Origin of the sequence: Ewingella allii, from assembly GCF_044430645.1 — a bacterium.
Taxonomy (GTDB): Bacteria; Pseudomonadota; Gammaproteobacteria; order Enterobacterales; family Enterobacteriaceae; genus Ewingella; species Ewingella allii.
In genome coordinates this window covers 158514-174195 of the sequence record NZ_JAWUDN010000005.1, presented here as the reverse complement: position 1 = coordinate 174195, position 15682 = coordinate 158514, and the positions used below count along the sequence as shown (strand labels likewise).

At 53.5% G+C, this 15682-nt stretch carries 16 protein-coding genes; 5 read left to right on the top strand and 11 right to left on the bottom strand.

Annotated features, from left to right (window positions below):
* Window positions 1-148: 148 nt before the first annotated feature.
* From SBO83_RS13190 to dcp, 3 genes are all read right to left on the bottom strand, one after another.
* Complete coding sequence (locus SBO83_RS13190) at window positions 149-910, bottom strand: isocitrate lyase/phosphoenolpyruvate mutase family protein (protein WP_396131820.1); 762 nt, start codon at window positions 908-910, stop codon at window positions 149-151.
* 15 nt (window positions 911-925) lie between these two features.
* A complete protein-coding gene (locus tag SBO83_RS13185) occupies window positions 926-1984 on the bottom strand; it encodes a methylated-DNA--[protein]-cysteine S-methyltransferase (RefSeq protein WP_396131819.1) in 1059 nt (352 codons plus the stop codon).
* 137 nt (window positions 1985-2121) lie between these two features.
* Window positions 2122-4284 (bottom strand): peptidyl-dipeptidase Dcp, encoded by a 2163-nt coding sequence (gene dcp, locus SBO83_RS13180; RefSeq protein WP_396131818.1) that lies wholly within the window; start codon window positions 4282-4284, stop codon window positions 2122-2124.
* A 139-nt stretch (window positions 4285-4423) separates the two neighbouring features.
* On the opposite strand from dcp, the gene SBO83_RS13175 reads away from it, so the two are divergent.
* On the top strand, window positions 4424-5080 hold the full coding sequence (locus SBO83_RS13175) for a Qnr family pentapeptide repeat protein (RefSeq protein WP_396131817.1): 657 nt from the start codon (window positions 4424-4426) through the stop codon (window positions 5078-5080).
* Between the two features lie 111 nt (window positions 5081-5191).
* Window positions 5192-6448 (top strand): putative hydroxymethylpyrimidine transporter CytX, encoded by a 1257-nt coding sequence (cytX, locus tag SBO83_RS13170; RefSeq protein WP_396131816.1) that lies wholly within the window; start codon window positions 5192-5194, stop codon window positions 6446-6448.
* On the opposite strand, the gene SBO83_RS13165 is transcribed toward cytX, so the two are convergent.
* From SBO83_RS13165 to SBO83_RS13135, 7 genes are all read right to left on the bottom strand, one after another.
* Window positions 6449-6733, bottom strand: a complete 285-nt coding sequence (locus tag SBO83_RS13165) for a type II toxin-antitoxin system mRNA interferase toxin, RelE/StbE family (RefSeq protein WP_396131815.1) — start codon at window positions 6731-6733, stop codon at window positions 6449-6451.
* Complete coding sequence (locus SBO83_RS13160) at window positions 6723-6974, bottom strand: type II toxin-antitoxin system Phd/YefM family antitoxin (RefSeq protein WP_341462542.1); 252 nt, start codon at window positions 6972-6974, stop codon at window positions 6723-6725. The genes SBO83_RS13165 and SBO83_RS13160 overlap by 11 nt, the downstream gene beginning before the upstream one ends.
* Window positions 6975-7234: 260 nt before the next feature.
* Window positions 7235-8902 (bottom strand): malate:quinone oxidoreductase, encoded by a 1668-nt coding sequence (locus SBO83_RS13155; protein WP_396131814.1) that lies wholly within the window; start codon window positions 8900-8902, stop codon window positions 7235-7237.
* Window positions 8903-9202: 300 nt separating this feature from the next.
* Window positions 9203-10000 carry an anti-sigma factor family protein gene (locus tag SBO83_RS13150; RefSeq protein WP_396131813.1) on the bottom strand — a complete coding sequence of 266 codons (798 nt, stop codon included), beginning with the start codon at window positions 9998-10000 and terminating at the stop codon, window positions 9203-9205.
* On the bottom strand, window positions 9997-10452 hold the full coding sequence (locus SBO83_RS13145) for a sigma-70 family RNA polymerase sigma factor (protein WP_034794021.1): 456 nt from the start codon (window positions 10450-10452) through the stop codon (window positions 9997-9999). The genes SBO83_RS13150 and SBO83_RS13145 overlap by 4 nt, the downstream gene beginning before the upstream one ends.
* A 90-nt stretch (window positions 10453-10542) precedes the next feature.
* Window positions 10543-11079: a tetratricopeptide repeat protein gene (locus SBO83_RS13140; RefSeq protein WP_396131812.1), complete on the bottom strand. Its 537-nt coding sequence runs from the start codon at window positions 11077-11079 to the stop codon at window positions 10543-10545.
* A gap of 37 nt (window positions 11080-11116) precedes the next feature.
* A complete protein-coding gene (locus SBO83_RS13135; RefSeq protein WP_353503677.1) occupies window positions 11117-11698 on the bottom strand; it encodes a cytochrome b in 582 nt (193 codons plus the stop codon).
* Between the two features lie 223 nt (window positions 11699-11921).
* Here SBO83_RS13135 and SBO83_RS13130 point away from each other — a divergent pair, with 223 nt between their 5' ends.
* Entirely contained in the window at window positions 11922-12665 is a 744-nt protein-coding gene (locus SBO83_RS13130; RefSeq protein ID WP_396131811.1) for a flagellar regulator YcgR PilZN domain-containing protein, read from the top strand.
* Window positions 12666-12679: 14 nt separating this feature from the next.
* On the opposite strand, the gene SBO83_RS13125 is transcribed toward SBO83_RS13130, so the two are convergent.
* On the bottom strand, window positions 12680-13438 hold the full coding sequence (locus SBO83_RS13125; protein WP_396131810.1) for an SDR family oxidoreductase: 759 nt from the start codon (window positions 13436-13438) through the stop codon (window positions 12680-12682).
* 126 nt (window positions 13439-13564) lie between these two features.
* Between SBO83_RS13125 and SBO83_RS13120 the strand changes: the two genes are divergently transcribed.
* Together SBO83_RS13120 and yhjD are read left to right on the top strand one after the other, a co-directional pair.
* The gene (locus SBO83_RS13120) at window positions 13565-14464 is read left to right on the top strand and encodes a LysR substrate-binding domain-containing protein (protein WP_396131809.1); all 900 of its coding nucleotides are present in this window, start codon (window positions 13565-13567) and stop codon (window positions 14462-14464) included.
* A gap of 113 nt (window positions 14465-14577) precedes the next feature.
* A complete protein-coding gene (gene yhjD, locus SBO83_RS13115) occupies window positions 14578-15594 on the top strand; it encodes an inner membrane protein YhjD (RefSeq protein WP_396131808.1) in 1017 nt (338 codons plus the stop codon).
* Window positions 15595-15682: the final 88 nt, after the last annotated feature.

The window sequence follows — 15682 nt, the reverse complement described above, 5'->3', positions numbered from 1 at the left end:
TCACCAGCGTAGCTAGCCGCTGGTTCTTCTCCCATCTTAGTCATGGTGCTCAGTTCCCCGGCATAAAGCGCAAGGTTAAAGGCCCCGCTGTCATGAAAGTGATAGCGGGGTTTTCTTTTATATGGGCTTAGCTGATAAGGCTGTCGATTTAATAAAGCCCCGCTGTCCGTTGTTTTAGCTGCTCCATGGCGTCGATGTAGGGCAGCGGACCATGGCTGATGCGGCTCACGCCGAGCTGGCGGAGGGACTCAAGTGCAGGCGTGGTTGAGGTGATCATAATGTTCATCGGCAGAGGTGAAAACTCACATAAATCAGCGATCAGCGCTTGCTGGCTCAGGCCCGGAACAAAATAGCCATTGGCTCCGGCGGCTTGGTAGGCCAGAAGTCTCTGTTTGGCTTCGGCAATCAATGCGCTATGGGTCGAATCTGACGCGACTTGCAGGAAGATATCGGTTCTGGCGTTGATAAACAGCGCCGTGCCGTGTTTGTCTGCCACTTCGCGCAATGCGGTGATTCTCCGACACTGTTCTTCTATGTCCACCAGCCCCGATTGGGTGATGCGCTGATCTTCAAAATTAACGCCAACCACTCCGGCGTCCAGCAATGCAGCGAGATTACGCTGGATGTTTTCCAGCGAGGTGCCATAACCTGTTTCGAAATCAACGGTGACGGGTAAATTGACCGACGCGACAATGCGTTTAACGGTATAAAGCAGGGCCGAAAATGGCATCTGTTCTCCATCGGCATAGCCCTGCGCGGCGGCACAAGACCAGCTTCCGGTGGCAATGGCCTGCGCACCGGCTTCAGCCACTGCGCGCGCACTGCCCGCATCCCAGACATTATAAAGTACCAGCGGATTTTGCTTTTTGTGCAATGAGCTAAAGTGTGCTGCTTTATCACTGTTATTCATGGATTATTCCTTTTCTTATGGTTTTATCAGCATTCTTTTTTCATGTTCGATCAGCCAGCGTTTGCGCCACAGCCCGCCGCCATAACCGCTCAGAGAGCCGTTTGCGCCAATCACCCGATGACAGGGGATTAGCAGCGATATCTGGTTCTCTCCATTGGCTCGTGCGACCGCCCTTGAGGCTGAATCCCGGCCAATATCGCGGGCAATGGCGGAATAACTTCTCAGCTCACCCAGAGGGATTGCGCGCAGCGCATCCCAAACCTGACGGCTAAATAGCGAGCCAAGCTGGGCTAGTGGCGTGGTGAAGTGTCCGCATAGGCCGCTGAAATAGGCATTCAATTCCTGTTCCAGCAGTTCTATAACCGGCGAGCGCGCCATGATGATTTGCGAACCCGACTTCTCTTTCAGGCGCTGAATCTCGTTAGGCAGTGCCTTGCGATCGACAAACTCCAGCAGGTGCAAAGCCTGCGCATCCGCAATTGCCAACAGAGTGCCAATCGGCGTATCAATCCACTCCGCTTTTAAAAACGGCAGGGTTTTCGCCTCGCGCGGCGCAATGCCAATGAGCCGGGTGATCGCCGTGCGAAAACCACTTCCCGACTCGTAATTAGCTTCTAACTGGGCATCAATCACCTGATTCCCAGAGGTCAAATGGTCGACGCCTTTGCCCAAACGCCGCAGACGGGCCATTTCGAGAAAGGTGATGCCGAACTGGCGTTTAAAGGCGCGCCTGACGGTTGAAGGGTCAACCTGCATAGCGATGAAATCCTCTTCGCTCCACCTTTTATCTGGCTCACTTTCCAGCGCCGCCAACAGCTTCAATACCAAGGGATCTTTTTCGCCGCCAAGGGAGAGCGGGCAGCAGCGTTTACAGGGGCGAAAACCGGCCTCCATTGCGGCGACGATGGAAGGATAGAAGGTTGAATTTTCACGTTTTGGCTTACGCGCCGGGCAGGTCAGACGGCAAAAAATGCCGGTACTTTTCACCCCGACAAACGCAAAACCGTCGTAGGCCGGGTCTCGGGCAATCAGGGCGTCATACAGCACATCATCACTGGGTAGGTCGAAAAGCATGATTGAGCTCGCGCGATGGGAACAATGATTCTCAGGGTAGAGGAAGTTTCGAGGCCGCAGCGCCAAATTTCGGGCGTCTATTTTTCTTTTTGCCAAATCAAAAAAAGGCCCAGAAATAACTCCGGGCCTTCCATCGATTACTCCTCTTTCAACCCACGATTTATCAGCATTGGCTCAATGGATGGAGCCTTGCCGCGCCAGGTTTCATAGAGCTTTTCGAGGTCTTCACTGTTGCCGCGAGACAGGATTTGGTCACGGAACTTCTGCCCGTTTTCACGGGTCAGCCCGCCCTGCTCTTCGATACCCGCGAAGGCGTCATCGGCCAGCATCTCGGTCCACAGATAGGCGTAATAACCGGCGGCGTAGCCATTGCCCCAGATGTGTTGGAAGTAGCTGGAACGGTAGCGCGGCGGCACATAGGCTAGATCGATATTGTCTTTCTTCAGCGAAGCCGCTTCGAACTTGTCCACGTCCTGCTCTGGCTCACTGGCGCTCAGGCTGTGCCAGTGCATATCGAGCAGCGCAGCAGCCAACAGTTCGGTCATCTCATAGCCTTTATTGAACTTGCTGGCTTTCTCGATTTTGTCGCGCAGCGCCTGCGGCATGGCCTCGCCGGTTTGGTAATTCTTGGCGAAGTGAGAGAAGACTTTCGGATCACTCGCCCAGTGCTCGTTGAACTGGGATGGGAATTCAACGAAGTCACGCGGGGTCGCGGTTCCGGAGAGACTTGGATACTGCTGGTCGGCGAACAGGCCGTGCAGCGCGTGGCCGAACTCGTGGAACATGGTGATCACGTCGTCCCATGACAGCAGCGCAGGCTTGCCCTCTGCCGGTTTTTGGAAGTTGGCGACGTTATAGATCACCGGCTTGGTGCCAAACAGCTTGGACTGATCGACGAAATTGCTCATCCACGCACCACCGCCTTTGTTATCGCGCTGGTAATAATCGGCGTAGAACAGCGCCATGGATTGGCCATCTTTGTCGAACACCTCGAACACCCGCACGTCAGGGTTATAAACCGGCAGGTCATGGCGCTCTTTGAAAGTCACCCCGTAGAGCAGGTTGGCAGCATAAAACACGCCGTTTTCCAGCACATTGTTCAGCTCGAAATAGGGTTTGATCTGCGCGTCGTCGAGGTCATATTTCTCTTTGCGCACCTGCTCGGAATAGTGCTGCCAGTCCCATGCCGCCAGCTTGAAGCCGCCTTTTTGCTTATCAATTAGCGTCTGAATGTCCTGTGCTTCTCGTTCAGCGCGAGCAGTAGCGGCTGGAACAATTTTATGCATGAAGTCGAGCGCGGCCTGCGGCGTTTTCGCCATCTGGTTTTGCAATTTCCAGGCAGCATAAGAAGGGAAACCCAGGATCTGCGCCTGCTCGGCGCGGACCTTCGCCAGCTTGGAAATCAGCTGGCGCGTGTCGTTTGCATCGCCGTGCTCGGCACGATTAATTGACGCCTCATAGAGTGCTTTGCGGGTGTCGCGGTCTTCCAACGGCTGAAGCAACGGCTGCTGGGTAGTGTTCTGTAACACTAGCAGCCACGCGTCGGTCAGCTTGCGATCTTTTGCTGCCTGAGACGCAGCTGAAAGCTCGGCCTCGCTCAAACCGGCCAGCTGTTTCTGGTCTTTCACCGTCAGCCCGCCCGCCTTGCTGGCCGCCAGCAGCTTATTGGTGAATTGAGTGCTGAGCGTCGCCGCCTGCTGGTTCAGGGCCTTGAGTTTTTCTTTATCGGCATCAGACAGGTTGGCACCCGCCAGCTCGAAATCTTTATATGTCACTTCAATCAGCCGCTGGGACTCGGCATCTAATTTTAAGGAATTACGCTGCTCGTAAACCGTTTTCAGGCGATCAAACAGCTTGCTGTTGAGGTGAATGCTGTCCGACATTGCCGCCAGTTTTGGCGAGGTCTCTTCATCAATTTTCTGCAAGCCGTCATTGGTATTGGCCGAGGTCATCGCATCAAACACGCTCAATACGCGGGTCAGCAGCACGCCGGATTTCTCCAGCGCCACGTAGGTGTTCTCAAAGGTTGGCGGCGCCGTGTCATTAGCAATTTTATCGACTTCAGCCAGCTTCTGTTTAATACCTTCGGCAATCGCCGGGGCGTAATCACTCTCTTTGTATTTGTCGAACTGCGGAGCCTGATAAATCAACGGGCTGCGTTCAAAGAAAGGGTTTACCGTTTGTTCGGGACTGTTCATGACATTTTCCTGCTTTGAGGTCGCCGTGGAAGGGGTCTCCGCCACTGCCACGTACGAGCTGCATGCCAAACTGATAGCCAAAAAGAGGTTTGAAAGACGCATTGAAGGGTTCCTTTGCCTAATTTCCGTTAAGTCCTTGAGCATAGTAACAGCTCGCTGGATCAGCAAAATCGTGATGAGATTATTGTGAATTCTGCTGTTCATAGGTTATAACACCTGTAAATAATTACAGGTAACTCTCATGATAAAAAATCAGATCTTCATTCAGAAACGCATCAGCCAGTTGCAATTCACCGGTGAAATTTTAGAGGATTGCCGCTTTCTGCAATGCCTTTTTGACGGCGCAGATCTGAGCGACACCGCCTTCCTCAATTGCAGCTTTTATGATGATGAGAACCAGAAAGGCTGCTCTTTCCAGAACGCCCAAATGAAAGATGCCAGCTTTAAACACTGCGATTTGACCATGGCGGATTTCAAATATATTCAGGCGTTAGGGCTGGAAATGCGCGAATGCAAAGCGACCGGCGCAGACTTTGCCGGGGCTAATTTCATGAATATGATCACCCCCCGCAGCTGGTTTTGCAGCGCCTTTCTCACCAAAAACAACTTCAGTTACACCAATTTCAGCAAGGTGGTTCTGGAGAAATGCGAACTGTGGGAAAACCGCTGGACCGGCGCCAATCTGCGCGGCGCAAACCTCAGCGGCTCCGACCTTTCCGGCGGCGAATTCACCGAATTCAACTGGAATGACATTAACGTCACCCACTGCGACCTGACCAACTCAGACCTCGGCGAACTCAACCTGCGCACGGTGGATCTCGACGGCGCGAAAATCGACGACTGGCAGCAAAGCCATTTGCTGGAGAAGCTCGGGGTGATTGTGATTCATTCGAAGTAGGGGGATGAGGGAGGCTATTCAGCCGAAAAGTGCCTTTCCCTCCCCTCTGTCATCTGAACACTCAGCAGATATGCTATAACAGCCGTTCGCTGTGATAACGAAATTAACCCCATGAAAGATAATAGTATTTACTCGCCTCAAACGTCGATTCCTGAGAAATCTCGGGTGCTCGGCTGGTCTGATTTATTCTCGCTGTGGTTCTCGCTCGGCATGGGTCTGATGGTGCTGCAAGCGGGCGCGATTCTGGCGCCGGGCCTTGGGCTGGCGGGTTCGCTGGCGGCCATTTTGCTTGGCAGCGCGGTGGGCGTGGCGCTATTGGCGCTGGTCGGCGTGATTGGCGGGCAGACCGGGCTGTCGTCGATGGCCTCGCTGCGGCTGACCCTCGGCAAGCGCGGCGTTGCCCTGCCGGTGCTGTTTAACCTGATACAGCTGGTCGGCTGGGGCGCGTTTGAAATCGTGGTGATGCGCGATGCGGCAAGCCTGCTGGCCCAGCGAGCATGGGGAAGCGGCACGCCTTGGGCGAACCCGACCCTGTGGACCTTTATTTTTGGCGCGGTGGCGACACTGCTGGCGGCCAGTGGCCCTCTGGCATTTATTCGCGTAGTGCTACGCCGCTGGGGTATCTGGCTGCTGATGGCAAGCTGCGCGTGGCTGACGGTTTATCTGTTCCAGCATGCGGATCTCGCCGCCCTGTGGCACAAAGCGGGAGACGGTTCGATGCCGTTCGCGCTGGCCTGCGATATCGTGGTGTCGATGGCCTTTTCATGGCTGCCGCTGGTGTCGGATTACACCCGCTTTGGCAAATCGGCGCGGCAGAACTTCTGGGGAACTGCCTGCGGGTATTTCCTCGGCAGCTGCTGGATGATGTCGCTCGGCGTGGCCTACACGCTGGCTTTCGTCACCAACTCGGCTGACGCCAATGCCCTGCTGCTGGCTCTTTCGGGCGTCGCCTTGGGCATTCCTCTATTGCTGATTCTGGTCGACGAACATGAAAATGCCTTCGCGGATATTCACTCGGCGGCGGTGTCCGCCGGCACCTCGCTGCCTATTGGCATCGGCAAACTGACGCTGGGAATTGGCCTGCTGTGTACGCTGATTGCCTGGAGCGTGCCGCTGACCCAGTATGAGAACTTCCTGCTGCTGATTGGCTCGGTGTTTGCGCCACTGTTTGGCGTGGTGCTAACTCATCACTTCATATTGCGCCGCCATACTCAGCACGACCTGAATATGCGCTCGCTTGCAGCTTGGGTAATAGGTATCGCGGTGTATCACCTGATGGCGAATTTCCTGCCAGACGTCGGGGCTACGCTGCCGTCATTGTTGATTGCCGCACTGGTTTGCTGGGGGCTGGGGCGTAAAGCGGACTGATCACATTCGCTGCTTGGCGGTCTGATAAACTTCAGACCGCTCGCGTTTCCCCACGGCCAAAACCAACACAACAACTTGCTTATCAATGACCTGATAAACCAAACGATAACCTGAGGCACGCAGCTTTATCTTGTAGCAATCTGACATTCCCCGGAGCCGATTGGCGGAAATATGAGGAGTGACCAACACCTCGGCTAACTTTTTTTTAAATTGCACTCTCAGCGGCTCACTTATTTTTCTAAATTCTTTTAAAGCTTTCTCTTCGAATTCAAGCTCATAAGTCATCCAAATTGACCTTAATCCTTTTGCTGGCCTGACGCGAACGCACCAGCTCGCCCAACTCCATGTCTTCGAGGTATTCCGCAAGGGATTCCCATGTTTCGGCGGAAACGTAATAGCCTGAAATTCGGCCATTGGTTAACACGGCCACGGGCTGGCCATGGGATTCTTTGAGTACGGCATTGGGGGATTTTTTAAAGTCGCTGATGCTGACGGCGGCATTGGCATAGACAGGCTGGACAGGCATAGGCACCTCAGTAGTGTGATTTGTGGTACTAAATTCAGTATCACAAATACTACCATAACCGCCCCGTTGCTGATGATTATTTGAGCTGACATTTCCCATAGATTGCTAAGTCCCTCCGGTGTTCTGCTACGGGCATCATTCACCCCTCGGAGTAAAATCGCCAATAAAGCCGAAGATTTTTGTCATTCTTTGGAATCCGCATTCCAGAAAGCAAAAAACCGCCCCTAAAGGCGGTTTTCATTATTCAGAAAGAACTTAACTTACAGCGCGATATCGGCTGGTTGTTTCTGGTCTTTCTTCTCGGTGTTGCCCTGTGGAGCCGGAGCTGCTTCTGCCGCCGGTGCCTGCTCAGCAGGTTGGGCTGCTGGCGTTGGGTTGTCGAGTTGCAGAACGCGGCTGGTGTAGCCCAATTCTTTCTCGGTCGCTTCCACGTTGCCGTTCAGTTTGGTGCCGTATGAAGGAATGATCTGCTTCAGTTTGGTCTGCCATTCTGGGGTAGCAACTTTATCTTTAAACACGGTTTCCATCAGGTGCAGCATGATTGGAGCCGCAGTCGATGCGCCCGGTGATGCGCCCAACAGCGCCGCGATGCTGCCATCTTTAGAGCTAACCACTTCGGTACCCAGACGCAGCACGCCGCCTTCTTTCGGGTCTTTCTTGATGATCTGAACACGTTGGCCCGCAGTCCACAGTCTCCAGTCTTCTTTCTTCGCGTCTGGGAAGTACTCTTTCAGCGCTTCGTAACGGTCGTTGTCGCTCAACATAACTTGGCTAATCAGATATTTAACCAGATCGAAGTTGTCGATGCCGACGTCAGTCATCGGGCCGATGTTAGAGAAGTTCACGGAACCGAACAGATCCCACAGAGAACCATTTTTCAGGAACTTGCTGGAGAAAGTCGCGAACGGTCCGAACAACAGAACGCGTTTACCGTTGAAAACACGAGTATCCAAGTGTGGAACGGACATCGGAGGCGCACCCACAGAGGCTTTGCCATACACTTTCGCCAAGTGACGGTTTACGATTTCTGGGTTTTCAGTCACCAGGAATTGGCCGCCAACCGGGAAGCCGCCGTAGTTGTCAGCTTCTGGAATACCGGATTTTTGCAGCAGGGTCAGGGACGCGCCGCCAGCACCGATAAACACGAATTTCGCCTTCACAACGCTCTCTTTGCCGTTGTTTTTCAGGTCAGCGACGGTCACGTTCCAGGTGTTGTCTGGGTTGCGTTTGATGTCGCGAACTTCGTGGCCAAGGCTCAGGGAGAAGTTTTGATTTTTCTGCAGCGATGCCACTAACTGGTGAGTGATTTCACCGAAGTTAACGTCAGTACCAATTGGAATACGGGTCGCAGCAATTTTCTGATTAGGATCACGACCTTCCATGACCAGTGGGATCCACTCTTTAATTTTGGTTGGATCCTGAGAGTATTCCATGCCACGGAACAGGGTGCTTTTTTGCAGAGCCAAGTAGCGTTTGTGCAGGAAGTCGACGTTGGCGTCGCCCCATACAAAGCTCATGTGCGGCACGCTGTTGATGAATGAACGTGGGTCGTGCAGTACGCCATTCTCAACCTGATAAGACCAGAACTGGCGGGAAATCTGGAAACCTTCGTTGACTTCGACTGCCTTGGAGATATCGATTGAACCGTCGGCTTTTTCCGGCGTGTAGTTCATCTCAGCCAATGCCGAGTGGCCCGTACCGGCGTTGTTCCAGCCGTTAGAACTCTCTTCAGCAACGCCATCAAGACGCTCGACCATGTTGATCGACCAGTCTGGCTCAAGTTCCTGGAGGTAAGTACCCAGAGTGGCACTCATGATTCCTCCGCCGATCAGTAACACATCGACGGATTTTTCTTCTTCTGCTGCAAACGCGCGCGGGGTTAGCGCCATAGCGTTAAGGCAGAGGATCATGACGAGTAACTTTCTCATGACGTCTGTATCTCTTAAGTTTAGTTTTGTCTTTCAGGTGAAAAATGCCCAGATTTCATTGTAGTTGGTGAAATCAATAACCTGATGCGTACAGAGATAAGCGATTATCCCTGACAGAATGAAAGGGTTTTATTTACTGCGGAATGTGTTAACAAATTAAACACACATTGTTGTTGCTAGATATTCCAAATATCGACCTTTCGCAACCAATGTAACATTAACGCTACGTCAGCTAAAAATAACTTTAATTATTAAACTAATTCAGCAAAGTAGTTTCTTATGGAAATTAATAAGTTAGTTTCAACTCAGCGCACTCAACAATATTTGTCCGCGCAGTGCCATTTGGTCGGCAGGATTATGTCCAATTAACATGTAGTTAAAACCTTTGGCGCGCCAATAAATAACATTCATACCCCGGCGGATTTCACTTTGCTGGGCGGTGTCGCTGCGCTGGGATGAGCGAGTGATGCACAGGGCCATCGGGCCGTGGGTGGCGTCGAGATAGGTGATCTGCGCGATATTGTACTGGTCATAATTGAGCAGGCGGGCATTTTTCAGCGTCGCCCCCTGTAGAGCGAGTCTATCGGGGGTCAGGGTGGTACCCAGCGAGGCATTCACTCGCTGCAATTCTTGTTGCTGCTGCTCTGGAGATTCATGGATATCAGCCAGCGTGTCGGCGGAATAGAGCGACATATATTCTGCGACCAGATTGCGCCAGCCGAGATCTTGCTCAGGCTCGGCAAAAGGCACGGCGTAGCGCCCGACGGCAATCCCTACTGCAAGGAAACTCACCGCGGCGGCCAGCAGGTGCCGACGGCTAACGCCCTGTTTATTCGCAACTTTTGGCACACTAACGGGATCTGGAATGGCATCCAGCCGGGCCTGCAAGCTGGCAATTGGCGCTTCGGACAGCAAAGGCTCATAGGCTTCATGGAAAGGCAGATTGCTGTAAGAAAGCTGATTGAGGCGATCGGCCAAAACTTCGTCACTCTGTAATCGCTGGGCAACCTGTTCGCGCTGGGCGTCACTCAACTGATTGTCGAGCCAGGCCACCAGCGCTTCGTCAGGGAAAGGGATCGGCAGACGTTCTTGCGTCATTTTTTCTCTCCCTGTTGTGGTTGGAAAGGCGTCACGGCGGATTTCGCCAAGGTTTGTCTGGCGGTTGCCAGCCGACTCATGATGGTTCCCACCGGCACGGCCAGCGTGTTGGCGGCTTCTTGATAGGTAAAACCTTCGACATAAACCAGAAACACCGCGTTTCGCTGGGCTTCGGGTAAGCCGCCGACCTGCTGCATCACCTGCAATTGCCAGCGGCGGCTCTCAAAATCACCTGATTCATGCGAGGTGCTCACTTCATCAATATCCACAAATCCCTGTCCCTGACGAACTTGCTGCGCCCTAAGCTCGTTGATCCAAATCGAATGCAAAATCGAAAATAACCAGCGATCGATGCGCGTGCCCTCTTCGAACTGCGCGCTGCGCTCAAGCGCCCGCACGCAGGTCGATTGCACTAAATCATCAGCCACATCGCGTTTTCGCGACAACACCATGCCGTAACGCCAAAGACGCGCCAGACAGAGGCTTAATTCATGCCGGATCTCGGTGGATGTGATTTTTCACTACCTCGCGGTCAATCGATCTTAAGATTCCGGGTGGCCCTCGATCGCGGCATTCAGGTCGCGATACTCTTCACAGCCCGTGCCGCAAATCCCTTTAATCGTGGCGAGCTGCGCCTTAGCCAAGTCCGGACGGCCTTTGATCATGTACGCCTCGCCAAGGTATTCACGCACTTTGGCGTAATGCCCGTCGAGCGCGATGGAACGCTGATAATAGCCGATCCCTTCATCCGTGCGCCCCAATTTACGCGTAGCATAGCCGCGATAATTCCAGGCTTCGCGGGTGTTGGGCTGTTGCAGCGTATCGAGCAGATTTAAGGCTTCCTGGAAGCGACCGGTTTTCGCCAGATGATAAGCATATTGCGTCTTATCCTGATCGGAAATCTTACTGCCTTTTTCTACCATACAGCTTTTGGTTTTACTGTCATAAACCTGACCTTTCGGGCAGTCCGGCGTTTTCTCCGAGTCATCGCCCATGGCGTGGGCCGCGATTGAGAACATCGACAGGCCCGCGCACAGGCACAGGGCGGAGAGCGTGGTGAGATTATTATTTTTTTTCATTGTAGGGTCCTGAGTAGCAAGGTGTTGGCTTTGTTTCTTATGAGCGGCCGTGGCTGCCCGGTAGCATGCGACGCAGCGTGCCGTCGCGTAAGACGTAATGGTGGAATAGCGCCGCCAGAGCATGCACCCCGGCCACAATGATTAATGCCCACGCCACGTTGTTATGCAGCATGCCGAAGGTGCGCGGCATGACGCTGTCGAAATCGAAAACGTCGGGGATCGGGAATAAACCGAAGAAGTAGAACGGCTCGGCCTGCGCCCAGCGGAATAAAAAGCCGAGCACAATTTGCGAAATCAGCAGCAAATAGAGCACCAGATGGGTCAGGTGCGACGCGGCTTTCATCGCCGTCGGCATGGCAATAGGTTCCTGCTTGCTGCGGCCGGTGCTCACGGTGAATAACCGCCACAGCAAACGCCCGATAATGATCACCGCCAGCAGGATGCCCACGGAGATATGCACGGATTGCAGCCCTTTGCGCAGCGGGGTGCCGCGATCCAGCAATTCCCAAATATGCGCGCTGGCAAACATGAAGATAACAATGAGCGCGGTGGCCCAATGCAGAGTGATCGTCAGGCCGTCATAGCGACGGCGCAGCGTTGGAGCTGAAGTGTTTTGCATAAAGAAAGGCCCATAAGTGTCCGATTTGTCAGTAAACACTTGAGTGGTGATTTTTATTCGATGGTTTTAGAAATTTTTTTCGATTTTTGTATTGGCGGCGATTTCGCAATAAAGAGAAATAAGCATCAAGCTTCCATCAGGCCTGCCGATAACCGTTATGCACATCCTTTAAGTCAAATTAAAACCATTACAATCATAAAAACTGTCAGGTGGGGTATCGCTGGTGAACGAAGCATCTAAAGAGCAGTTTGTCCGTCGCAATAAGTTGGGCATTTTGGCCGTTCTGCGTGATTTGAAGAAGAACAACACGCTGGTCATGGTGTCCCACGGGCGCGGGCAATTTATCAGCAAAATTCTGGACGTTTTGCCGGATACCAACCAATTGCTGTTTGATCTGGGCAGTGGTGATTACGACAACCAGCTGGCAAAAGAGGCGCAAACCCTGAATTTCGTGGCGGAACCGGCAGGAGCAAAAGTCGAGTTCACCTCGGGACAGGCGCAGGAAATCAGCTGGCAAAATCTGCCGACCTTTAGCTGCGAAATCCCGCCGGAGCTCTATTTCATTCAGCGCCGCGAGTATTTCCGCGTCAATATTCCGCTGCAACCTACTTATGTCTGTCGCGGCAAATTCCCCGACACCAGTGATTTCAGCTTTCGCCTGAAAGATATCTCGCTGGGAGGCATCGGCCTGCACGTCGACAAAATGATGCCACTGGCGATTGAAGCTGGCACGGTGATTAAAGACTCTCTGGTGGAATTAGCCGAGTTTGGCTCTTTCAAACTGGATTTGGAGTTTATCAGCGCGATGGACCGGCAAACGGTAAGCAGTAAAGGAGAAACGGTCACCAGCCAGCGGCTCAGTTTCCGTTTTCCTTATTTATCCCCCGCGCAGGAGCGCGACCTGCAACGGGCGATATTTGAGCTGGAAAAGCAGCAGCATCAGAAAGCGAAACGCTTCCGCGATTAATGACTCAATCAGTCTTATAAGAACATGCCGCCCGATGCTTCCACGCGTTGGGCGTTCATCCAGCCACCCGCGTCACTGAGCATCAGCGCCACCATGTGGCCGATATCATCCGGCAGGCCGACGCGCCCAAGCGCGGTGTTGGATGCCACCATCTGATTGGTTTGTTTATTGTCACGCACGTGGCCGCCGCCGAAGTCAGTCTCAATCGCCCCCGGTGCCAGAATATTGACGCGGATCCCGCGCGCGCCCAGCTCTTTCGCCTGATACTTGGTCAGCACTTCCATCGCGCCTTTCATTGAGGCATACACCGAGTAGCCCGGCAGAGAGAAACGCGTCAGGCCAGTAGAGACGTTGAGAATACGGCCGCCGTCCGCAATCAGCGGCAGCAGTTTTTGGGTCAAGAACAGCGGCCCTTTTAGATGAATATTCATCAGCAGGTCAAACTGCTCTTCGCTCACTTCCGCAAAAGGCACGCCTAAACCAATACCGGCGTTATTCACCAGAAAATCGAAGCTGTCGCGCTGCCAGATATCCGCCAGCAGGGTCTTCACCTGCGCGGCAAACGCGATAAAAGATGTGCTGTCGCCGACATCAAGCTGCAACGCCGCGGCTTTGCCGCCTTTGGCCTGCACGGCGCGGACAATGCTGTCGGCTTCTTCACGCTGGCTGTGATAAGTCAAAATCACATCCACGCCCTGATCTGCCAGTTTTTCTACTGCATTCTTGCCCAAACCACGGCTTGCGCCGGTCACTATCGCGATTTTATTGCTCATATCAGACTCCGCAGTGAATATTGTGGGTACTCGTTGTATGAAATAGAGTCTATTGGCAGAATGGATAACGATAAACAATGTTAAATGGGTTTCACTGTTCCATATAAAACAACAATGGATGGAAATGTGGATAAAATTCAATCGATGCAGGTATTTGTTCGCGTCGCAGAGCTGAACAGTTTTACTCGCGCCGCCGAAAGTTTGAGTCTTCCCAAGGCCAGCGTCTCGCGGCTAATTCAGCAATTGGAAAGCCAACTTGCCGTGCGCCTGCTGCATCGCTCCACCCGCCGGGTGCAACTGACGCAGGACGGTCAGGTCTATTACGACCGCTGCAAAGAGCTGCTGGCCAGCGTCGAAGAGATGGAAACCCTGTTTCAGGCTAACCCGGCGACCATCAGCGGCCGCCTGCGGGTAGATATGTCGGTCGCCATGGCGCGCGATTTTGTGCTGCCAAAGCTGGGCGAATTCCTCAACCGCTACCCGGCCATTGAGATTGAACTCAGCAGCACCGACCATCGGGTTGATGTCATTCGCGAAGGTTTTGACTGCGTGATCCGCGTCGGCACGCTGAAGGATTCGGGGCTGATCGCTCGCCCGCTCGGGCAACTCAGCATGATAAATTGCGCCAGCCCGGCTTATCTCCAGCGCCACGGCACGCCGCTGCACCCGGACGATTTATCCCAGCACGCCATGGTGCATTACGAGCAGACGTTGGGGGCGCGAACCTCCAGCTTTGAATATTTAGAAGGCAAAACGCTGCGTTCGGTGAAGACCGGCGGCGCGGTGACGGTCAATAGCACCCAGACTTACTCCAGCGCCTGTCTGGCGGGTTTAGGCATCATTCAGGTACCGCTGATGGGGATGCGCGAGTACCTCGAGACAGGCCAATTAGTCAAAATCTTGCCGCAGTACAACGCGCCGCCAATGCCTATCTCACTGGTTTATCCCCATCGGCTGAATCTTTCCAGGCGAGCCAAAGTGTTTATGGATTGGCTGACCGAAATCACCCATGCCCATCTCAAATAGGGCCGGCCTCTTGAGCAGTGGCTGAGCAATCAGCCATTGGCCCGGCAGCGGGCGCGATTGAGCAGCTATACTAAACTGATGGAAAATCTCAAAAATAAGGACTCCGTGGATTAATGCCAACCACCAATAAACCAGAAACGCTCGAACAGGAAGACGCTAAGCCGCTGATTAATATCAAAACCGGCAATCACACTGTGGATAAAAATATTACCCGGGCTTCGAAGCTGGTGACGCGCATCCAGTCATGGGGCTGGGTCGCCCATTTGCTGCGGGCCACGGAGCGATTCAACGATCGCCTCGGCAGCCAGTTCGGCGCGGCCATTACCTATTTCTCCTTTTTGTCGCTGATCCCGATTTTGATGGTGTCCTTTGCCGCAGTGGGTTTCATTCTGGCCTCCAACCCCGACCTGCTGGCGCGGCTGATTGGCAAAATCGTCAACAGCATCAGCGATCCCAACCTTGCCAGCACGCTGAAAAACACCGTCAACACGGCAATTCAGCAGCGTACGGCGGTGGGGCTATCCGGTTTGCTGATTGCGCTTTATTCCGGGATTAGTTGGATGGGGAATCTGCGCGAAGCGATCCGCGCCCAGTCCCGCGACGTGTGGGAGCGCAATCCGCAGGATAAAGAGGTGATTTATAAGCGCTATATTCGCGATTTCATCTCGCTGACGGGTCTGGTGCTGGCGCTGATTATCACGCTGTCGCTGACCTCGATTGCCGGTTCGGCGCAGAAATCGATTGTTGATGCCTTAGGCCTTGGCGGCATTGAGTGGCTTCGCCCGGTGATGACCTCGGTCACGCTGGTGATTTCCATTGCGGCTAACTATTTATTGTTCCTGTGGATATTTTGGATGCTGCCGCGCCACAAGCCGCGTAAAAAAGCCCTGCTGCGCGGCACTTTGCTGGCGGCCATCGGCTTTGAAGTGATCAAGTTCGTCATGACCATGACCTTGCCACGGCTGGCAAGCTCGCCCTCCGGCGCGGCTTTCGGCTCGGTTATCGGCCTGATGGCCTTCTTCTACTTTTTCGCCCGGCTAACGCTGTTTGTCGCCGCCTGGATTGCCACCGCGCAATACAAGGGGGATAAGGAAATTGAGCAGCCAGAGACTCATAACGCCGCTCAATAAGTGCCCTGATTTATATCGTGCCAGACAATATTCGTTGTCTGGCATTTTATTTGGCCATTTACCAGTGAGTTGTTCTAACCTTTATCCA